This is a genomic window from Methylotenera sp., from assembly GCF_029945535.1.
Classification (GTDB): domain Bacteria; phylum Pseudomonadota; class Gammaproteobacteria; order Burkholderiales; family Methylophilaceae; genus Methylotenera.
The window spans coordinates 397,754-418,351 of record NZ_JAQSCU010000013.1; the positions used below are offsets into that span (position 1 = coordinate 397,754).

A 20,598-nucleotide genomic window follows, 5' to 3' on the forward strand; every position below is an offset into this window, starting at 1 on the left:
TGATGCAACAACCTCCTGCTATGCAAAAAAAAATAAGCCAAGCGACAATAATCCAAGCACAAAACTTAACTTACGAATTCATCAGTCATGATAACCATATTCAGGTTTTACGGGATTTAAATTTATCTATTTTACAAGGCGAGCAAATCGCCATTATTGGTAGTTCAGGCTCGGGAAAGTCTACGCTCTTGAGCTTGCTTGCAGGGTTGGACATACCAAGTAGCGGTAGCGTTCAAATTCAAAACAATGCGTTTAGCAGCTTAGATGAAGATGGCAGGGCGGCAGTACGCGCTAAAAGCATGGGGTTTATATTTCAGTCATTTCAGTTGCTACCTTCGCTGACTGCTTTAGAAAATGTCATGCTGCCTTTGCAATTAAAAAGTCACCCAAATGCAAAGGAACTGAGCTTGGAGGCGTTGAATAAAGTGGGTTTGAGTCAACGTGTGCAACACTATCCGAAGCAGCTTTCAGGCGGCGAGCAGCAGCGTGTAGCCATAGCACGCGCATTTGCAACACAGCCAGCCATTTTGTTTGCAGATGAACCCACAGGTAATTTAGACAAAGCCACTGGGCAAATCATCATTGAGCTGTTATTTAAAATGAATATGCAAGCGGGTACGACTTTGGTTTTAGTCACACATGATGTGCATTTGGCTAACCGATGCCAGCGCCAGCTGAAACTTGAGAATGGTGTTTTGACTGAGCAAACAGATTTGGTTGCAGCATGAATTTAAGTGTTGGCTTAGCTTGGACGCAAACTATCAGTTTGTGGCGCTCTGGTGCGTTACGTGTACTGGTTTTTTCATTGGTGTTAGCGGTAACCGCCATTTCCGCGATTGGGTTTTTTACGCAACGTGTAGAAACCGCATTAAATCAGCAAGGCGGCTTATTGCTTGGCGGCGACCTTGCTGTGATTGCTGACCACGCTATTCCTGATGCTTTGCTTAATCGCGCAGCAGAACAAGGCTTAGCGACGGCTAAAACTTATGAGTTTTCTAGCATGGTGGTATTTGGCGAAGCCAGTCAGCTGGCTGAAATTAAAGCAGTTGAGCAGGCTTTTCCACTAAGAGGTGACTTAACTTTAGGTAAGAATACATTTGATCAAGGTAAAGTAGTCAAAAATGCTCCTAAATCTGGCGCAGTTTGGGTGGAGCCAAGACTGGCAAATTTACTGAATATCAAAGTCGGTGATGTGGTTGAAGTGGGTGAGCGTAAATTGCACGTTGGTGCAATATTAGTACGTGAGCCATCACGTGGCGGCGATATGTTTGGCTTTGCTCCGCGCTTGATGATGAATGCCGCAGATTTGCCTTCAACCAAGTTAATTCAATATGGAAGCCGTGTGAAGTATCAGTTGTTACTCGCCGCTAGCCCTCAAAAAATCAATCAGTATTATGCACAAACTAAGCCAACATTAAGTCGTGGCGAGAAAATACAAGATGTGCGAAACGCTCGCCCAGAAATTAAATCAGCCTTAGATAAAGCGCAACAGTTTTTAGGCTTATCAGCCATGGTCAGCGTGATCTTGGCGATGGTCGCCATGCTGCTTTCCAGCTTGCCTTATATCAAGCAGAGTTTAGATACTTTTGCCTTGATGCGTTGTTTTGGCGCTTCAAAAAGCACAGTGTTGCAAGTGTTAGCCATACAAACCATTTTAATTGCATTTTTTAGTGCCTTACTTGGCATTTTGTTGGGATTCATTGCGCAGTTTGGCTTAGCTAAATTAGCAGGTAGTTTGTTTTTAGAAACGCTACCGCCGGCTTCTAGCACCCCAGTCTTTATCGGCTTGGCAGCCAGTATTGCCATGATGTTTGCAGTTGTGTTGCCGCATGCTTGGCAAATGCGAAACCTAACTGCAATGAATATTTTACGTCGCGAGACCCTGGCTCAGCCAATTTCAGCGCAAGCCAAGTTTCTACCCGCAGCGCTAGTCATGTGCGCGATGATTTTTTGGCAAGCGGGCGACGTAAAATTGGCTACTTCAACTATAGTGGCTTTAGTGTTGCTGTGTGTGGCGATTGTTGGCTTATCTTATGTGCTGGTCACTTTGGCAAATCGTTTATTTATGCTGTCACCAAAAAGTCAGGTATTAAACGATATGAAACTTGGCGTACTCGGGCTTAAGCGACGATTTGGCTTATCTACCGTGCAAATGATAGGTTTCAGCATGGGCTTAATGGTACTGATGTTGTTGGCCTTAATACGTGGCGATTTAATTCGCAACTGGCAGGCATCATTGCCGATTGATGCGCCTAATCGCTTTATTATTAATATTCAGCCTAGCCAAATCAATGGCGTTAAGCAGTTTTTTGAGAAACAGGACATCAAAGGCGGAAGCATTTTCCCTATGGTGCGTGGTCGTTTGATTAGCAAAAACGGTAAAGACATTAGCGCGACACAATGGCAAGATGAGCGTGCCAAGCATCTTGCCGAGCGTGAGTTTAATTTGTCATGGGCTGCGCAGATGCAAAGTGATAATCAATTACTGTCAGGACGCTGGTGGACGCCAAAAGAATACGGCAAGCCATATTTATCGATAGAGCAGGACTTGGCAAAAACATTGGGTATTCAGTTAGGCGATAAATTGCTGTTTGATGTTGCAGGTGATCCACTCACGCTCACTGTCACTAGTCTTAGAAAAGTAGATTGGGACACGATGCGTGCAAACTTTTTTGCAGTGACGCCACCGGGTGTACTTGATAACTATTCCGCAAATTACATTAGCAGTTTTCACCTGCCAATCGGCGCAGATGCGGCCATGAATCAACTGATACGAAACTACTCAAATCTGACGGTAATTGACGTCGCCGCGCTTATGCAGCAAGTACGTGGCATTATGCAAAAAATGAGCAGTACCATCGAGTACGTGTTCGCCTTTAGTCTGCTTGCAGGTTTAGCAGTGCTTTACGCTGCTTTAATCGCCACGCGCGAAGAACGTATCGCCGAAGCCACACTCATGCGTGTGTTCGGTACATCTCGCCGTCAAGTAAGCGTTGCTTATGTAGCTGAGTTTGCCTGTATTGGCTTGGTGTCCGCATTGATTGCCACTATTGCCGCTAATCTTTTGGCGTATTACATCAGTGCCCAGATATTAAATATTCCGTTTCAGTTTAATGCAACGCTTGCATTTGGCATCACGCTGATTGCTGCATTTATTATTCCACTGGCTGCTTGGCTAGGTTTGCGCGGATTTTTGAATGTTCCTGCAAGGCAGCTGCTCAACAGTATTTAATGGATGTGGTTGTATACAACCATTAATCGGCTGTAAATAACCATAAATTGGCTGTATACAACCACTTTTTGTGTGTACAATTTTTAATGTATCTCAGTATTAATCTTTACTATTTGATTATATTGGATATTTTTATAAATTAGAGTCTAGGAATGTATTTTGCTTATTTAACGCGGTGAAATACATCTAACCTAGGGGATAACATGCAAATTTCGTTACAACAAAAAAACATGAAGCCAAAACTAATATTGGTCGCAATTCTAGCTGCTTATGCAATGCCTCAAATGGTGATGGCTGAAAATAAAGCCGAAACGATAGAGCTTGGCAAAGTTGAAGTGGTGGGTGTTACTCCGTTATCAAGTCTTGGTGTGCCTATTGACCAAATACCTTCAAATGTTCAGGTTGCTAAAGGTAAGGACATTCAGAATCAGCAAGGTTTGAGTATTGCTGATTATATGAGCCAAAATATGGTGGGCGTGAATATTAATGAAGCTCAAAATAACCCATATCAACCTGATGTTAACTTCCGTGGTTTTACCGCTTCACCTTTAGTGGGTACTCCTCAAGGCTTGTCAGTTTATCAAGATGGGGTTCGCATAAATGAACCATTTGGTGATACGGTGAACTGGGATTTGATTCCACAAAATGCTATCTCAAGCATCGCGTTGATGCCAGGCTCTAATCCATTATTTGGTTTAAATACCTTAGGTGGTGCAGTTTCAGTACAAACCAAAAGTGGTGAGCATAATCCAGGCGGAGGCGTGCAAGTGTCCGGTGGCTCGTGGGGTCGTTGGGCAATTGAAGGTGAATACGGCGGCAAGTTAGATAACGGCGTAAGTTACTTCTTTGCAGGTAATAAATTTGAAGAAAGTGGCTGGCGCGATAGCTCGCCATCTGATGTGTTACAAGGTTTTGGTAAGCTAGGTTGGAGCAACGAGAAAACAGACGTTGATATTAGCTTTACTGGTGCGGATAATGAGTTGACGGGAAATGGTTATCAAGCTCAGAGCCTAATGAAAACTTTTGGTTATGATTCAATTTATACCAAACCAGATATTACTAAAAATAAGTTGATTTTTGTTAATGCAAAAGTGAGCACGTGGTTGTCTGATGAATTTTTGTTAACGACTAATGCGTATTACAGAAAGAATCGTACTAGTTCTTACAACGGTGACTTGAATGATGATTATGATGGAGCCACTAATCTTAATGAAGGCGTTATTAATCAAGGACATGTTAATCAAAAGGGTTACGGTCTTGGTACTCAGCTCACTTGGGTGACTGATAAGAACCAGTTAACGGGCGGTGTGAGCGCAGATTTATCCCGCATCAGCTTTAATCAAACTAGCCAAGAGTTTAGTACCTTTAGTGACGCTCGTGGTGTTGGCGGTACGCTTGATGATGAAGAGCTGAATGTTTCGCTAAAAGGCCGCAGTCGCACATGGAGTGTATTTGCTACTGATACTTATAATGCCACATCAAAGTTGACATTAACTGCCTCTGGTCGCTACAACAATACTCGTATTAATAATGACGACTTGCTTATTCCTGTAGGTGGCGCTGGTACTGGTTCATTAACTGGGTCAGATACTTATAGCCGTTTTAATCCTGCTGTGGGTTTAACTTATAGCATGGCGCCTGAGCTAAATGTATATGCTGGCTATAATGAAGGTAACCGAGCACCATCAATTATCGAGCTAGGTTGTGCAGATCCGAACGTTCCATGTCTTTTGCCTAATGCCTTGGCTGGCGACCCGCCATTGAAGCAAGTCGTAGCTAAAACTTTTGAAGGTGGCGTTCGTGGTAAGTTTAGTGATGTAGCGAAGTGGAGCTTGTCCGCATATCGTGCAACAAACTATGATGATTTACAGTTTATTGCAGCAACTACAGCTGGTGCAGGTTACTTTGATAATGTAGGAAAGACTCGCCGTCAAGGTATTGATTTAGGTTTAAACGGCGAGGCTGGAGATTTCCGCTGGTCAGCTGGTTATAGCTACATTAAGGCAACCTATGAAAGTAGCTTCGATATTGCTAGCGATGTTAACTCATCAAATGTTGGCGGTGTGATGACAATTAATCCAGGTGACAATATTCCAGGTATTCCAAAACACCAGTTGAAACTTCGTGGTGAATGGCGTGCCTTACCTACTTGGACAATTGGTGCTAGTGCGGTGTTCTTCTCAGACCAATATGCGCGTGGTAATGAAAATAATCAACACCAAGCTGATGGCGTTAACTACTTTGGTTCAGGTAAAGTTGGTGGTTACGGCGTGCTGAATTTAGATACACGCTATACATTACCTAACACTGGCTGGCAGGTCTTTGCTAAGGTGAACAACGTGTTTGATCGTGAATACTACACCAGTGCTTTGCTAGGCCAGAGTGGGTTTGATGCAAACGGCGCGTTTGCCTCAGGCAGTGGTGCTAATGAAACATTTTTAGCTCCAGGCGCTCCTCGCGCTGGATGGGTCGGTGTGCGCTATGATTTTGGTAAACCAAAATCAAGCACATCAGCAGTTGATGTAGATTAATCGGGGTCATTGAATTGCAATTAGCCCATCTTATCTCTGGTCAAGCTTCTGTCATTTTAAAGCAGCAATCTAAATTACTGATTGTTGAAGATGAAGTGTTGTTCGCTAGGGCTGTGATGCGTCGATTGCAAAAAGCTGGCTATGAGTGTGCGCATGTTGAGAGCTTGCAAGATGCGCGCACCATATTCAAACAGTTTTCGCCAGATATTGTATTGCTTGATATGCGCTTGCCCGATGGCAATGGTTTAGACTTGCTAGCTGATTTAGTGGCTAAAAATGTTGCTGTGATTGTAATGACTGCGCACGGTGAGATTAGTGATGCGGTCAATGCAATTAAACAGGGCGCAATCGACTACCTTAAAAAACCAATTGATTTAGAAGAGTTATTGTTATCTGTTCAAAAGGCTGAAGCTTCGGCCATTCAAAGCAATAGTTTGGATTACTCCCGTCAACGCAATGCGCATGCAATCGATGGTGTTGAGCTGTTGGGTGATAGCCCTGCGATGCAAAGTGTGAAATTACAAATTCAGCGCATTGCTCAGTTAGTCGCTGTTGATACCGTGCCACCTACAGTGCTAATCAGCGGTGAAACAGGCACTGGTAAAGATGTTGCTGCACGTCTTTTACATTTATCTTGTCAGGACAAAGGTCAAAATAACGATAAGCCGTTTGTCCATATTGATTGTGCTTCACTGCCGCCAGACCTAATGGAAAGCGAACTGTTTGGGCACGAGAAGGGTGCTTTTACTGGGGCATCTGCAACACGCCCTGGTTTGATTGAAGCCGCAGAAGATGGCACGCTTTTTTTAGATGAAATTGGTGAGTTACCTTTGGCGCTGCAAGCTAAGTTGCTTAATGTGCTAGAGCGCAGAATGGTGCGTAGGATAGGTTCCACCAAAGAACGTGCTGTGCCTGCACGCTTTATTGCCGCGACTAATCGCGATTTGCACGAAATGTCGCTCACAGGTAGCTTTAGACAAGATTTGTACTACCGTTTAAACGTCATGAGTATTGCCATGCCACCGTTGCGTGAAAGAGCTGCTGATATTCTGATGTTGGCTAAACATTTTGCCATGCAGACTTCAAGGCGTTATGGTTTAGCTGCGCCAGTATTTTCTACAGATGCGATTGCCATGATTAAAAGCTACGACTGGCCAGGTAATGTGCGTGAACTGCGCCATCAGGTGAGTCGTGCCATGTTGTTGTCACATCAAGGCAATATTACTGAGCTTGATTTAGCACTTCCCATGAATAGAGCGCTGTTGGATGCTAATCAGCATGCGACAAACGCGATGCTTAACTCACAGGCCACATTGGATGAGGTTGAGCGAGCTGTCTTATTAAAAGTGATGGCTGAGTCAGATAACAACGTTTCTAGAGCGGCGCGTAAGCTTGGTATTACCCGTATGACGATGCGTTACCGACTAGAAAAACATCAATTAAACATTAAAACAGAAGAGTAACTTTATTCATTGTGAAGTGCTTCTTTTATTAATTCCTCATAAGATTCCCCAGCAATTTCTCAATAAGATTTATCCATAACGCCACATTCTCAAATGACGGCAAAGCCGCTGCATGGTATGATTTGAGCAAATCAAAACTGGAAAAATGTCATGCAAATTGGAACGCCATTAAGCCTTAATGCCACTCGTGTAATGTTGCTCGGTAGTGGTGAATTAGGTAAGGAAGTGATTATTGCATTGCAGCGATTAGGTGTAGAAGTGATTGCCGTTGATCGCTATAAAAACGCACCTGGTCATCAAGTGGCACACCGTGCTTACACCATCGACATGACTGATGATAAAGCCTTGCGTGACTTAATCGCCCAAGAGAGGCCACATTTAATCGTGCCTGAAATTGAAGCACTAAACACCAATACACTTGCAGATATTGAGTCTGCTGGGATTGCGACTGTGATTCCTACTGTTAAAGCCGTGCAACTCACAATGAACCGTGAGGGTATACGCAGATTAGCTGCGGAAGAGCTTAGCTTGCCAACATCACCTTATGCTTTTGCTAGAAGTGAAGCTGAGTTACAAGCCGCGATTGATGCAGGCATAGGTTATCCATGCTTTATCAAACCAACCATGTCATCTTCAGGCAAAGGTCAGTCACGTATTACCAATGAGAGCGAAGTGAAAACTGCATGGGATTATGCGGCTTCAGGTGGTCGCGTGAATCAAGGTGTGGTGATTGTTGAAGGTCAAATTGATTTTGATTATGAAATTACCTTGCTGACGGTACGCGCTAAAAATGCAGCGGGTGAAATTCAAACTTACTTCTGCGAACCTATTGGTCATGTGCAAGAAAAGGGCGACTACGTTGAAAGCTGGCAACCACAAGCAATGACAGCAGGTGCATTGCAAGAGTCTAAACGCATTGCAAAGGCTGTGACTGATAGCTTAGGTGGTCTTGGCTTATTTGGCGTAGAGCTATTCATTAAAGGCGATAAAGTGTGGTTCAGCGAGGTCAGTCCGCGTCCGCACGACACTGGCATGGTCACCATGGCCAGCCAGCGCTTTAGCGAGTTTGACTTGCATGCACGTGCTATTTTAGGTTTACCTGTAGATGTGAGTTTACGTGATGCCGCAGCTAGCGCCGTTATTTATGGTCAACACGAGACTGATAATTTAGTGTTCGATGGCGTTGAAGCCGCATTAGCCGTACCTAGTAGTGATCTACGTCTATTTGGTAAGCCAGAATCTTTTATTAAAAGACGTATGGGTGTGGCGCTTGCTACAGGCAAAGATACTGATGAGGCAAGAGGCCGTGCAAAATTGGCGGCTAGTCTAGTTAAACCTAAAATCGCACCTAAAGTAATATAGGTTGGCTAAATTCAAATGTTAGATAAAATTGATGAAGTGGGTAGCAATAAAAGTACGTTTTTTGAACTGCTGGGTGGAGAAGCGAATGGCACTGAAAGCATCCGTAATTTAGTAGAAACCTTTTACGATATTATGGATAGCGACCCTAAAGTCGCCCCTCTTCGTGCGATGCACCAGCCTGATTTAACTTCAGCGCGCGAGAAGCTCTTTATGTTCCTTACTGGATGGACTGGCGGCCCACAGCTTTATATTGAGCGTTATGGTCACCCTATGCTGCGTGCGCGTCATATGCCATTTCAAGTGGATGAATCTGCGCGCGATCAATGGATGTATTGCATGATTAAAGCCATGCATCAGTTGAACTTTGAAGATGACCTCATGAAAAAGTTAGCCAATCAGTTATATGGAGTGGCTGACTTTATGCGAAACCAATAATTGTATTTATTGTTGTCGATGTAAAAATAACTAGTCCAGCAATATTTAAGAACACCTGAATCCAAAAAATTACCTGAAATGATTTTTTAGAAGTTTTGTGTCTAAATAATCTTTGCGCAAGCAGTGCGCCAGGCCAACCCCCAATTAGGCTCAGCAGTTGTAGAGTAGCTTCTGGCGTTCTTTGCGAATCACCTTTAGCAGCACGCTTGTCTAACCAATAAAAGATCAATGTAACTAGGCTAGCAGCCGCATAAATCAGTAAAACAATTGGCGATAAGCGATTCACAGCAACTGCAGTACATAAAATGCTTAGATAAGCTAAAGTTAAATAAACGGGTATCATGCTTTGATCTAAGCCGAGTGGCTTTTGCTTACGGTTGTTAACATAAAGCACCTCGCTGGCAGCGTCTCTACCTTTGGCGTCAATGATGAGTTGGTATGTTACCAACTCATCTCCTTTAGGTCGTTTACGATAGCCAGTAAATGCTTTTATATGCAAATAGACTTGCTTGCCGCCACCATTGGGTGTGATAAAACCAAAGCCTTGCTCATCTTTCCATGTGGTGATTTTGCCTTGATAGCGCATGTAAAGTGTTAAGAGTTTTGAATGACAATATTCGGAAATTTCCCGCTGTGATCTAAACTTGTATTAGCGATTTTTATAGCGGCTTTACGCGCAATCTCTTTGTAGATAGTGGCAATGTTAGAGTCTGGTGTGGCGACTACTGTAGGTTTTCCACTATCAGCTTGTTCGCGAATCGTGATATCTAAAGGTAAGCTGCCTAGCAAATCTACGTTGTAATCTTTGCACATTAGAGCGCCGCCGCCTGCGCCAAAAATATGCTCCTCATGACCGCAGTTTGTACAGATATGCGTACTCATATTTTCGACAATACCTAAAATTGGGATGCCGACTTTTTCAAACATCTTCAAGCCTTTGCGAGCATCAAGTAACGCAATGTCTTGTGGCGTAGTGACGATAATTGCACCAGTGACAGGAATTTTTTGCGCAAGTGTCAGTTGAATGTCGCCAGTGCCCGGTGGTAAATCAACAATAAGGTAATCTAAATCACGCCATTTTGTCTCACGTAATAATTGCTCCAACGCACCTGTTACCATTGGACCGCGCCACACCATAGGTGTATCTGCATCAATCAGAAATCCAATCGACATCGCTTGTATGCCGTGCGCTTCCATCGGGTCCATCGTTTTGCCATCTTTACTTTCAGGGCGACCGCTAATTCCTAACATTTGTGGCTGACTTGGGCCGTAGATGTCTGCGTCTAGCAAGCCAACAGTAGCACCTTCTGCGGCTAACGCTAAAGCCAAGTTCACAGAGGTGGTTGATTTACCTACGCCACCTTTTCCAGAAGCCACCGCAATGATGTTTTTCACGTTAGGTAATAATGTCACACCTTGCTGGGCTTTATGCGCCACGATACGGCTACCTATATTCACATTCACATTACCAACATCAGGTAAGGCTTTGAGCGCATTACTTACCAGTGATTGCACCTCTGCCATCACTGACTTTGATGGGTAACCAAGCACAATGTCTACACTAATATCATTGCCATTGATTTGGATATTTTTAGCAGATTTGCTGGTGATAAAATCTTTGCCAGTATTCGGATCTATGCAAACTTTTAAGGTGCTTTGGATAAGTAATTCTGAAATTGCCATTGCGTAAATTCCTGATTGTAGAGTTAGGGTTAATAACTTGAGTAAAAAGATAAGGTATTTTAACTGATAGTTTGATTGAATGTCTGTTTGATAGCTAAGTCATGGGTGTGCTTTGTTCAATAAAATAGCTAATCAGCGCTGGGTGAAGCCCGCGTCATTTGCTAGAATAGCGATTTAGCTTAATAGATCCATTTATCTCATGGCAACTGCAAACACCCCTCGTAAAATTCTTGTAACTTCAGCACTTCCGTACGCCAATGGCAGCATTCACCTTGGACATTTGGTGGAATATATCCAAACTGATATTTGGGTACGTTTTCAAAAAATGCAAGGGCATACCGTGCATTATGTGTGTGCAGATGACACTCATGGCACACCGATTATGTTGCGTGCAGAAAAAGAAGGCATCACACCAGAAGCCTTGATTGAAGGTGTTCACAAAGAACATACTGCAGATTTTAGTGAGTTTTTAGTTGAGTTTGATAATTACTATTCAACCAATGCACCTGAAAATAAAGAGCTTGCACAAAGCATTTATAAAAAACTAAAAGCAAATGGCAAGATATCTACTAAAACCATCGAGCAGTTTTACGATCCAGTTAAAAACATGTTCTTGCCAGACCGTTTCATTAAAGGCGAGTGCCCAAAGTGCCATGCAAAAGACCAATACGGCGATTCATGTGAAGTCTGTGGTGCGACTTACAACCCAACTGAATTGATTAATGCATATTCTGCAGTTTCAGGTGCAGCGCCCATTCGTAAAGAAACAGAGCATTACTTTTTTAAACTCTCAGAATGTGAACAGTTTTTAAAAGATTGGACACGTTCTGGCACGCTGCAAGGTGAAGCTGCGAACAAAATGGGCGAGTGGTTTGAAAATGGCTTGAATGATTGGGATATCTCCCGTGATGCGCCGTATTTTGGTTTTGAAATTCCAGATGCACCGGGTAAATACTTCTATGTGTGGCTAGATGCGCCTATAGGCTATATGGCGAGTTTCAAAAACCTTTGCCAAGCCAAAGGTCTGGATTTTGATGAGTATTGGTCTAAAGACAGTAAAACTGAGCTTTATCATTTTATTGGTAAAGATATTCTGTATTTCCATGCATTATTCTGGCCTGCAACGCTAGAGTTCAGCGGACACCGTAAGCCTACACAAATTTTCGCCCATGGTTTTTTAACTGTTAACGGTGAGAAGATGAGTAAGTCACGCGGTACATTTATTACTGCGCGCAGTTACTTAGAGCATATTAAAAATCCAGAATACTTGCGTTATTACTACGCGGCAAAAATCAACAGCACGATGGAAGATATTGATTTGAGCTTAGATGACTTTGTCGCGCGCGTGAACAGTGACTTAGTTGGTAAATATATTAATATAGCGAGTCGCACGGCTGGCTTTATTAATAAACGTTTTGATGGGAAACTACAGATATCAAATACTTTGCCGTCCGCCGTGCAGGAGATTAAAAGCTCAGCCAAACTTATAGCTGAGTGTTACGAGTCGCGCGAATATGGTAAAGCGCTAAGAGAAATTATGCGATTAGCAGATCATGCTAACGCAGATGTTGCTGAGGCTGCACCTTGGGTTAAGGCGAAATTGGAAGGTGATGAAGCAAAACAAGATTTACATTTAGACTGTTCTGCTGCGTTAGAAATGTTCCGATTATTATCTTTGTATCTTAAACCAGTTTTACCTAAGCTAGTTGGTGAAGTTGAGAAGTTCTTAAACATTGTCCCCTTAACATGGGCGTCTGTAGATAGCTCTTTCATTACAGGGCATCAAATTAATAACTATGAACATTTAATTACACGTATCGACCCTAAGGCAATTGACGCTATGACTGAAGCTAATAAAGAAAACTTAACCGCTACACCGCAAGTAAGTGCAGCAGCTGTAAGTAAGGCTGCACCAGTGACAGCAGCTTTACCAGAAGCTGAATATATCAGCATAGATGACTTCACTAAAGTGGATTTGCGCATCGCTAAAATCGTTAATGCTGAACATGTTGAAGGGGCAGAAAAGCTACTTAAACTATTACTTGATATAGGCGAAGAAAGACCACGCCAAGTATTTGCAGGCATTAAGTCTGCTTATGACCCTGCGACTTTAGTTGGGCGCTTGACGGTGATGGTAGCAAACTTAGCGCCGCGCAAAATGAAGTTCGGCATGAGTGAAGGTATGGTATTAGCGGCAAGCGATGAAAACGGTGGCCCATTTATTTTAAGTCCGGATGTAGGCGCAAAGCTAGGTATGCGCGTTAAGTAACTGTCGGTATTAATTTTGTGGGAATCTATGCACACAAATCTACAGATTTTTTATTATGTAATTTGCTATGATTTGTTGGTATAAGAAAGCGTTTTGTTTAAATAACTGGAGGAGTAAAAGTGAATTTTATTAAAATACCTTTATTGGTGGTTTTGTTATTATCAGGTCAAGCAATGGCTGCAGACAGTACAGCTAAAACAGCAGTTGGTGGCGGTTTAGGTGCTGCAGTAGGCACGGCGCTTGGAGGCGTTGTTGGTGGTAGCACAGGCGAGGTGTTAGGTGGCGCTGTAGGTGGCGGTGTTGGCGCTGGAGTGACTACTAAAGGTGAAGGTCAAACTGGCGCTATTGTTGGCGGAGCTGCTGGTGGCGCTGGTGGCGCTTATGTAGGTCGTAAAGTTAGTGGTAGCGGTACTGGAGCAGTTGTTGGAGCAGGTCTAGGCGGTGCTGGTGGTGCAGCAGTAGGTAAAGTGATTACTGAGCCAGGGAGTTCATCAGCTAAGCATGATCGTCAGTATAAAAAACATCATAAAAATCGTAAAGGTCATGCTTATGGACATAACAAGCATCATGATGATTAATCAAAATATAAGATAATAAAAAGCCCCGAATTTCGGGGCTTTTTATTAGGCAGTATCACATAAGTAAACAGCAATAACTTAACACGATTAAATAATTGCTTACCTATAGAGTTAAGAATTACTTAGCTTTTGCTTTCGCATCAGCTGCTTTTTTCTCAGCTTCAGCTTTTTTAGCTGCTTTCTTTTCATCTGCGGCTGCTTTTTTAGCGGCTTTTTCGTCAGCTTTAGCTTTTTTAGCAGCTTCTGCTTTAGCTTCTTTTGCTGCTTTAGCATCATCAGCTTTTGCTTTTTTTGCAACTTCTTTATCATCTGCTTTAACTGGTTTCTCAGCTTTATCTGCTTTCTTAGTCGCTGCTTTATCTTCTACTTTAACTGTCGCTGCTGGAGTCGCTTTTTCTGCTTCTTTCGCAGGTTTTGATTCTTTCACGGGTTTTGCTTCTTTAGCTGGAGCAGCTTTTGTGTCAGCTGGTTTTGCAACAGCAGTAGTTGCGCCGCTCACAGAAACTTCTTTTCGCACATTTTGTAATGTAACAGGACCTACGCCATCAACTTTTTCAAGTTCATCAACAGATTTGAAGCCACCATTTTTTTTGCGGTAATCAATAATCGCTTGGGCTTTTACTGGGCCAATGCCATCTAGGCTTTCAAGTTCAGCTTGAGTGGCTGTGTTAATATTTACGCCAGCTATCGCACTAAGGCTAAAGCTTAAAAAGGTAACTAATGCTAATAACATTTTTTTCATTTTTGATTCTCCAAGGTTTGAAAAGCACGGTTTAAAACTAATAGTAAAAAGTATTACTCAAAAAAAATTGAATTACTTGGTCAATCATAACTTAAAAGCTATCAATGATACAAATAGTTACAAGATGAAATATATCATGCCACAGTGATGCTTACGCCAAGCTTACAAAGCCAAGCTACATTCTTGATGAATCGCTTCTAACGCTTTGCGAGGGTTTTCAGCCTTAGTAATCGGGCGACCTATAACTAAATAGCTAGATCCATTCTTTAGCGCATCTGCAGGCGTAACAACGCGTGATTGGTCATCTTGGTTGACATTAACTGGACGGATACCAGGGGTTACTAGGCAGAATTTAACACCTAACTTGGCACGTAACATTGGCGCCTCTAGCGCAGAGCAAACAACGCCATCTAAACCAGCTTGCTGAGTTAATGTTGCTAGATTCATGACATGCGTAGCTAAGTCAGTTTGAATACCGACTTGATTTAAGCTGGCTTGGTTCATGCTAGTCAGTACAGTAACCGCTATTAGTAGGGGTTTGGACTCAGTTTGTTGAACAGCTTGCTGAGCGGCCTGCATCATTTCTAGCCCGCCACTGGCATGCACATTGAGCATCCATACGCCTAAATTACTAGCCGCAGTACATGCTTTAGCTACTGTATTAGGAATATCATGAAATTTTAGGTCTAAAAAAACTCCAAAATTCGAACGTGTTAGTTGCTCAACAAATTGCGGACCCGCCGCAGTAAATAACTCTTTACCGACTTTTAATCGGCAAAGTGATGCATCTAACTGTTCGACTAGTTTTAGTGCGCTAGCAGCGTCTTGATAGTCAAGCGCAACGATAATTTTAGGGTCGTTATTCATGGGTCAGTTTTGCATTAAATGGTGGTTGGTTCTGCTGGAAGTGCTTCCCATGCATTGCATGCTGGGCATTGCCAGTGGTGATATTTAGCTTTAAAGCCGCATTGCACGCAATGATAAGCTGTTTTGTTACCTATGGCATGGCGCACAGTTTGCTGCATGAGCTGAATATCGTTAAATGTAGTATTTTCTGAATTGTTGTTATGCTGCTTTAGGGCAATGGTTCTAGCTTGCAATAGTTGATCTAGCACGCTTAAGCTAGGCATTTTAATTAACTCGGTGCGTGCAAGTATGGCTGCGCTTTCAGGCCCTTTTTCAGCTAAAGTAGCTTCGTACAACACATTAATCAGTGAAGCTAATTTATAGTTTTGCAAGTAGGTTTGCAGCAGTGCTAAGCCATCGGCGGTTTGATTAAGCGCGCGATAGCTACTCAGTAATTTAGGGGCAATTAAGCCTAAATATTCTGGTTGCTGAAATTCGATTCTACGCCATGTTGAAATCGCTTCTTTATGTGCATCGGCTTCAGCTTCCATATCGCCTAATAATACATTTGCTCGCACACAGTTTTTATTCGCATTCAGCGCTTGTTCTAATTCAAATCTGGCGGTATGCAAGTCATTTGCTAATTTGGATTTAACCGCCATTTCGCAGTAATAATGAGCGACCTCAACGCGGAATGGTACGCCAGATAAGCGTTCTAGCTCAGTTGCGGCTTTGATCGCGCGTTCCCATTCGCGTTCTCTCACATAAATTTCTAGTAAAGCACGTAGAGCAGGTTGGCGGTATCTGTCATCATCAAGTGATTCAAAAAGCTCTTCCGCACGGTCCAGTAAGCCAGCTTTTAAGTAATCTTGGGCAAGCTCAGCAGTAACGGCTAATTTCTGTTGAGGTTCTAGATCCTTTTTATCTAACAAGCTTAAATGCAAGTGAATTGCACGGTCGACTTCACCGCGTTTCCTAAACAGGCTTCCTAAGGCAAAGTGCAGCTCTAATGAGTCTGTGTTGGCTTGTACAGCCTCAGAAAAAGCTTCAATAGCTTTATCGTGTTGATTGGTAATAAGAAAATTTAAGCCTTTAAAGTAGGCGGCAGGTAACGCGGTAGATTCAGCAAGTAGTTGTTTCAAGTCTACGCGAGCGGCTAGCCAACCTAAGCTAAAAAACAGGGGAAGTGCTAATAACCACCAAAATTCAAATTCCATGAGGTTTCGCTTTTACATGTACTTGGTTATATAAGTTGTTTGATTGATTCATGCTGCTTGCTTTGCCTAATGTTGCATAGGTGTAATTTTAGCTTAAATAGTTGAATATGGTTTGCTTTAACTCAAGCCTGTTTACAGGCAGGCAGTAAATTGATGGACAATAAAAACGGCAGCTAAAGGCTGCCGTTTTTATTTAAACACTAATACTTTAAACTAGAAGTTAATTCAGATACTTAAGCTAGGTGTTTAACCTAAGTCCACACGTTCACGTAACTCTTTACCAGCCTTAAAGTGAGGTACGTGTTTTTCAGGTACTTGCACTTTGCTGCCGGTTTTAGGATTACGACCTAAACGTGGTGGACGATAATTTAAGCTAAAGCTACCAAAGCCACGTATCTCGATGCGCTCGCCAGTAGCGAGGTTATCGGACATTGCATCTAAAATCGCCTTCACTGAGAGTTCCGCATCTTTAACTACTAACTGCGGAAAACGCTCAGCAAGCAAGGTGATTAGTTCAGATTTAGTCATGCTTTATGTGCCTTTATCTTAACTATTTAGTTTATTTCTTGCTGTCTAATTTAGCTTTTAATAAAGCACCAAGGTTGGTTGTACCAGCAGAAGCTGCGTCATTTGGTACTTGTGGTGCAGCATCTTTAGCTTTAGGTTTAGCTTTAGGTTTAGCATCTGTTTTTTCTTCAGTTGAAGCAGTAGCGCCTGAAGGATCAGCAGAAAGTTGTTTAACACCTAATGAAATACGCTCTTTTTCTACATCGATTGCTAAGATAACTGCTTGTAACTCGTCACCTTTTTTGAAGTTGCGGATAGCTTCTTCGCCAGTTTGTGACCATGATAGGTCTGACAAGTGAACTAAACCATCGATACCGCCTGGCAAGCCAATGAACACGCCAAAGTCAGTGATAGATTTGATTTGACCTGAAACGATATCACCTTTGTGATGCGTTGCAGAGAAATCATCCCATGGGTTAGCTTTACATTGTTTCATACCCAATGATAGACGACGACGTGCTTCGTCAATTTCAAGAATCATCACTTCAACTTCGTCGCCTAATTGAGCGATTTTGCCTGGGTGAATATTTTTGTTAGTCCAATCCATTTCTGAAACGTGAACTAAACCTTCGATACCTGGTTCGATTTCAACGAACGCACCGTAGTCAGTCAAGTTTGAAACTTTACCGAATAGACGCGTTGAAACTGGGTAACGACGAGTTAATGCAACCCATGGATCGTCGCCCAATTGTTTGATACCTAGTGAAACACGGTTTTTCTCTTGATCGAATTTCAAGATTTTTGCTTCAACTTCTTCACCTACTGTTAACACTTCAGATGGGTGTTTTACACGACGCCATGCTAAGTCAGTAATGTGTAGTAAGCCATCGATTCCGCCTAAATCAACGAATGCACCGTAGTCTGTAATATTTTTAACGATACCTTTAACCACTGCGCCTTCAGCCAATGTACCCATTAAGGCATCACGGTCTGCACCAGCGCTAACTTCCATTACCGCACGACGAGAAACAACGATGTTGTTACGTTTACGATCGATTTTGATTACTTTTAGGTCACATTCTTTGTTTTCAAAAGGAGTAGTGTCTTTTACAGGACGTACATCAACCAATGAACCTGGCAAGAATGCCATAATGCCGTTTACAGAAACGCGTAAACCACCTTTAACTTTACCGCTTACGAAACCTTTAATGATGCGGCCTTCGTTCATTGCGTCTTCTAAATCTAACCATGTTTCCATGCGTTTTGCTTTTTCGCGTGAAAGCAATGTTGAACCGAAACCATCTTCCAATTTTTCGATTAACACTTTTACGAAGTCACCAACTTGCACTTCGATTTCGCCTTGAGCGTTTTTGAATTCTTCAGCAGCGATAACGCTTTCTGATTTTAGACCAGCATTAACAATCACGTGATCTTGGTCAACTGAGATAACCTCAGCTGTAATCACTTCACCAGAACGCATTTCTTGGTGAGCTAAGCTTTCTTCAAAAAGCGCAGCAAAAGATTCCATCGGTGAAGCAGTAGAGTTAGAAGTAGAAGCCATTAAATAAAATTACCTAAAAAATAATCCCACCTAGCAGTGGGGTGATTAAAAAACCTGCGAATCAATGTGAAACGCAGACGAAAAATTCTTTAAAATTGCAAAGAATAGAATTATAACTAAAACATTGAAAAATAAAAGACTATTCGCTAAATTTATTCGTAATTTCCTACTAAAAACCGTATAAAAATTTAAGTATTTGGCAGAATTTGATATTTTTGCAAAATATAGTCCACTGCGTCCGAAATACCTACATTATCTGTTTCAAGTAAAATAGCATCGTCAGCCATGAGTAATGGAGCGCTAGCGCGGTTTTTATCTCTAGCGTCACGTTCTGTTAAGTCTTGTAAGATATTTTCATAATTGGCAGGTTGATTCTTGCCTAGTAGCTGTTTGTAACGGCGCAGGGCGCGAGTTTCAGTGCTGGCAGTGAGAAATACTTTTAACACTGCCTCTGGGAATATCACGGTTCCCATGTCTCGACCATCCGCAACTAGGCCTGGCGCTTTACAAAAACTATGTTGCATGTCGACTAAAGCTGCACGTAATGGCGCATGTACCGCAACTTGCGAGGCGCCTTTACCCATTTCTTCAGTACGTATCTCGTTGGAAATATCTTGATTATTAAGTAACACTTGCTCATTGTTAAATTCTATCTTGAGTGTTTTAGCGCATGCGGTAACGGCTAAGGCGTCACTCCAGGCGATATTGCTTTGTTGTGCAGCAAAAGCAACGATGCGATATAACGCACCAGAATCTAAGTAATGAAAGCCAAGCTTGGTCGCGACGAGTTGCGCTACGGTGCCTTTACCAGAGGCAGATGGACCATCGATAGCGATGACAGGGGAATGATTCATTTATTTGGCTATACTCATTTAACGATGCTCGCAAATTGCGCAAAGTAATCAGGGAATGTTTTATTCACGCATTTAGGGTCATTAATCGTAATCGGCACTCCGCCCAGCGATACAAGAGAGAAGCACATCGCCATGCGATGGTCATCATAAGTATCAATCACAGCATTTGGTGTTAGTTGAGCAGGTGGCGTGATTTTAATATAGTCAGCGCCTTCTTCTACAATCGCACCGACTTTACGTAGTTCAGTTGCCATCGCTGCGATACGGTCGGTTTCCTTTACGCGCCAACTGGCGATGTTGCGTAGGGTTGTAGTGCCGTCCGCGAATAGAGCTAAGATGGCCAAGGTCATTGCAGCATCGGGAATGTGGTTGCAGTCTAAATCAATGGCCTTTAGTTTTGTTGGTGCTGAAATTGATATGTGGCCGATTTCGGCAACTTGTTTATTGAGGATTGCACCCATTTTCTCAATTTCGTAAACAAATTTTATATCACCTTGAATGCTATCTAGATCTACGCCATAAATCGTTACACTCGATCCATTCTTGGCTGCAATTGCGCCCGCTGCTAGAAAATAAGAAGCACTGGAAGCATCGCCCTCGACGAATACATCTTTGGGTGAATAGTATCTGCTATTGGCTGGGACGATAAATCGTTGATAGCTATCACATTTAACTTCTACGTTAAATTTTCTCATTAGGTTTAACGTGATATCAATGTAAGGTTTAGAAATTAAATCACCTACAACTTCGACTGTGGATTCCTTTCCTGTTAACGGTAACGCCATTAACATTGCCGTTAGGAATTGGCTTGAGACATTGCCACGAATTTTAATGGGTTTGCTTACGTCAGGTATACATGGTGAAATTCTTAGCGGCGGAAAACCTTGATTACCTAGGTATTCTATATCTGCGCCAATTTGTATAAGCGCATCCACTAAATCACCAATCGGGCGCTCGTGCATGCGTGGCACACCATGCAAATGATAATGCCCTTTGGATAAAGCTAGGGCTGCCGTAAGTGGTCTAAATGCGGTTCCAGCATTGCCTAGAAATAAATCTGCATTTTTGTTGGGAAAGTTTCCATTACATCCTTTTACATGTATGTGCGTATGGCTTTTTTCAGTCACAATACCCAAAATTCGTAAAGCATCTAACATTCGCTCGGTGTCATCTGACACTAAAAGTTCATATATATCGGTATCATTTTCGGCTAAAGCCGCTAGTAATAAAGTGCGATTTGAAATGCTTTTTGAGCCTGGTAGCGTCATAGTGCCTTGAGCTTGATGGCTGGCGGGTAGGGTGATTTGTTCCATATTTA

The 20,598-nt window shown here is 42.5% G+C and carries 17 protein-coding genes; 8 read left to right on the forward strand and 9 right to left on the reverse strand.

Annotated elements, in window-relative coordinates:
- The first annotated feature begins 2 nt into the window (after positions 1-2).
- The 6 genes from PSU72_RS09595 (at position 3) to PSU72_RS09620 (ending at position 9,023) form a co-directional block, all read left to right on the forward strand.
- Complete coding sequence (locus PSU72_RS09595) at positions 3-728, forward strand: ABC transporter ATP-binding protein (protein ID WP_300432159.1); 726 nt, start codon at positions 3-5, stop codon at positions 726-728.
- On the forward strand, positions 725-3,232 hold the full coding sequence (locus PSU72_RS09600) for an FtsX-like permease family protein (RefSeq protein ID WP_300432160.1): 2,508 nt from the start codon (positions 725-727) through the stop codon (positions 3,230-3,232). The genes PSU72_RS09595 and PSU72_RS09600 overlap by 4 nt, the downstream gene beginning before the upstream one ends.
- Before the next feature lie 203 nt (positions 3,233-3,435).
- Positions 3,436-5,763 (forward strand): TonB-dependent receptor, encoded by a 2,328-nt coding sequence (locus PSU72_RS09605; protein WP_300432161.1) that lies wholly within the window; start codon positions 3,436-3,438, stop codon positions 5,761-5,763.
- Between the two features lie 14 nt (positions 5,764-5,777).
- Positions 5,778-7,226 (forward strand): sigma-54 dependent transcriptional regulator, encoded by a 1,449-nt coding sequence (locus PSU72_RS09610; protein ID WP_300432162.1) that lies wholly within the window; start codon positions 5,778-5,780, stop codon positions 7,224-7,226.
- Between the two features lie 150 nt (positions 7,227-7,376).
- On the forward strand, positions 7,377-8,588 hold the full coding sequence (purT, locus tag PSU72_RS09615) for a formate-dependent phosphoribosylglycinamide formyltransferase (RefSeq protein ID WP_300432163.1): 1,212 nt from the start codon (positions 7,377-7,379) through the stop codon (positions 8,586-8,588).
- A gap of 15 nt (positions 8,589-8,603) precedes the next feature.
- The gene (locus PSU72_RS09620) at positions 8,604-9,023 is read left to right on the forward strand and encodes a group II truncated hemoglobin (RefSeq protein ID WP_300432164.1); all 420 of its coding nucleotides are present in this window, start codon (positions 8,604-8,606) and stop codon (positions 9,021-9,023) included.
- On the opposite strand, the gene PSU72_RS09625 is transcribed toward PSU72_RS09620, so the two are convergent.
- Together PSU72_RS09625 and apbC are read right to left on the reverse strand one after the other, a co-directional pair.
- Positions 9,007-9,609: a DUF1294 domain-containing protein gene (locus PSU72_RS09625; RefSeq protein ID WP_300432165.1), complete on the reverse strand. Its 603-nt coding sequence runs from the start codon at positions 9,607-9,609 to the stop codon at positions 9,007-9,009. The two genes, PSU72_RS09620 and PSU72_RS09625, sit on opposite strands and share 17 nt — an antisense overlap.
- An 8-nt stretch (positions 9,610-9,617) precedes the next feature.
- The gene (gene apbC / locus PSU72_RS09630; RefSeq protein ID WP_300432166.1) at positions 9,618-10,706 is read right to left on the reverse strand and encodes an iron-sulfur cluster carrier protein ApbC; all 1,089 of its coding nucleotides are present in this window, start codon (positions 10,704-10,706) and stop codon (positions 9,618-9,620) included.
- 199 nt (positions 10,707-10,905) lie between these two features.
- On the opposite strand from apbC, the gene metG reads away from it, so the two are divergent.
- Both metG and PSU72_RS09640 read left to right on the forward strand, forming a co-directional pair.
- A complete protein-coding gene (metG, locus tag PSU72_RS09635; RefSeq protein ID WP_300432167.1) occupies positions 10,906-12,975 on the forward strand; it encodes a methionine--tRNA ligase in 2,070 nt (689 codons plus the stop codon).
- Between the two features lie 119 nt (positions 12,976-13,094).
- The gene (locus PSU72_RS09640; RefSeq protein ID WP_300432168.1) at positions 13,095-13,553 is read left to right on the forward strand and encodes a hypothetical protein; all 459 of its coding nucleotides are present in this window, start codon (positions 13,095-13,097) and stop codon (positions 13,551-13,553) included.
- Positions 13,554-13,671: 118 nt separating this feature from the next.
- Here the strand turns inward: PSU72_RS09640 and PSU72_RS09645 are convergent, their stop codons facing one another.
- From PSU72_RS09645 to aroA, 7 genes are all read right to left on the reverse strand, one after another.
- Positions 13,672-14,295, reverse strand: coding sequence for a helix-hairpin-helix domain-containing protein (locus PSU72_RS09645; protein ID WP_300432169.1), 624 nt, complete (start codon positions 14,293-14,295; stop codon positions 13,672-13,674).
- A gap of 162 nt (positions 14,296-14,457) precedes the next feature.
- The gene (pyrF, locus tag PSU72_RS09650) at positions 14,458-15,162 is read right to left on the reverse strand and encodes an orotidine-5'-phosphate decarboxylase (RefSeq protein WP_300432171.1); all 705 of its coding nucleotides are present in this window, start codon (positions 15,160-15,162) and stop codon (positions 14,458-14,460) included.
- 14 nt (positions 15,163-15,176) lie between these two features.
- Positions 15,177-16,358 carry a lipopolysaccharide assembly protein LapB gene (gene lapB, locus PSU72_RS09655; RefSeq protein WP_300432172.1) on the reverse strand — a complete coding sequence of 394 codons (1,182 nt, stop codon included), beginning with the start codon at positions 16,356-16,358 and terminating at the stop codon, positions 15,177-15,179.
- 246 nt (positions 16,359-16,604) lie between these two features.
- On the reverse strand, positions 16,605-16,886 hold the full coding sequence (locus tag PSU72_RS09660) for an integration host factor subunit beta (protein ID WP_013148307.1): 282 nt from the start codon (positions 16,884-16,886) through the stop codon (positions 16,605-16,607).
- A 31-nt stretch (positions 16,887-16,917) separates the two neighbouring features.
- A complete protein-coding gene (gene rpsA, locus PSU72_RS09665; RefSeq protein ID WP_300432173.1) occupies positions 16,918-18,426 on the reverse strand; it encodes a 30S ribosomal protein S1 in 1,509 nt (502 codons plus the stop codon).
- A gap of 188 nt (positions 18,427-18,614) precedes the next feature.
- The gene (cmk, locus tag PSU72_RS09670; protein WP_300432174.1) at positions 18,615-19,280 is read right to left on the reverse strand and encodes a (d)CMP kinase; all 666 of its coding nucleotides are present in this window, start codon (positions 19,278-19,280) and stop codon (positions 18,615-18,617) included.
- Positions 19,281-19,294: 14 nt separating this feature from the next.
- Positions 19,295-20,593, reverse strand: a complete 1,299-nt coding sequence (gene aroA, locus PSU72_RS09675; RefSeq protein WP_300432176.1) for a 3-phosphoshikimate 1-carboxyvinyltransferase — start codon at positions 20,591-20,593, stop codon at positions 19,295-19,297.
- Positions 20,594-20,598: the final 5 nt, after the last annotated feature.

Bases quoted from the DNA above. Each gene is read 5' to 3' on its own strand.
- PSU72_RS09595 (WP_300432159.1), top strand. From the start codon at position 3: ATGCAACAACCTCCTGCTATGCAAAAAAAAATAAGCCAAGCGACAATA.
- PSU72_RS09620 (WP_300432164.1), top strand. From the start codon at position 8,604: ATGTTAGATAAAATTGATGAAGTGGGTAGCAATAAAAGTACGTTTTTT.
- cmk (WP_300432174.1), bottom strand. From the start codon at position 19,280: ATGAATCATTCCCCTGTCATCGCTATCGATGGTCCATCTGCCTCTGGT.
- PSU72_RS09660 (WP_013148307.1), bottom strand. From the start codon at position 16,886: ATGACTAAATCTGAACTAATCACCTTGCTTGCTGAGCGTTTTCCGCAG.
- PSU72_RS09600 (WP_300432160.1), top strand. From the start codon at position 725: ATGAATTTAAGTGTTGGCTTAGCTTGGACGCAAACTATCAGTTTGTGG.
- lapB (WP_300432172.1), bottom strand. From the start codon at position 16,358: ATGGAATTTGAATTTTGGTGGTTATTAGCACTTCCCCTGTTTTTTAGC.
- PSU72_RS09625 (WP_300432165.1), bottom strand. From the start codon at position 9,609: ATGCGCTATCAAGGCAAAATCACCACATGGAAAGATGAGCAAGGCTTT.
- purT (WP_300432163.1), top strand. From the start codon at position 7,377: ATGCAAATTGGAACGCCATTAAGCCTTAATGCCACTCGTGTAATGTTG.
- pyrF (WP_300432171.1), bottom strand. From the start codon at position 15,162: ATGAATAACGACCCTAAAATTATCGTTGCGCTTGACTATCAAGACGCT.
- PSU72_RS09645 (WP_300432169.1), bottom strand. From the start codon at position 14,295: ATGAAAAAAATGTTATTAGCATTAGTTACCTTTTTAAGCTTTAGCCTT.
- metG (WP_300432167.1), top strand. From the start codon at position 10,906: ATGGCAACTGCAAACACCCCTCGTAAAATTCTTGTAACTTCAGCACTT.
- rpsA (WP_300432173.1), bottom strand. From the start codon at position 18,426: ATGGCTTCTACTTCTAACTCTACTGCTTCACCGATGGAATCTTTTGCT.
- apbC (WP_300432166.1), bottom strand. From the start codon at position 10,706: ATGGCAATTTCAGAATTACTTATCCAAAGCACCTTAAAAGTTTGCATA.
- PSU72_RS09605 (WP_300432161.1), top strand. From the start codon at position 3,436: ATGCAAATTTCGTTACAACAAAAAAACATGAAGCCAAAACTAATATTG.
- aroA (WP_300432176.1), bottom strand. From the start codon at position 20,593: ATGGAACAAATCACCCTACCCGCCAGCCATCAAGCTCAAGGCACTATG.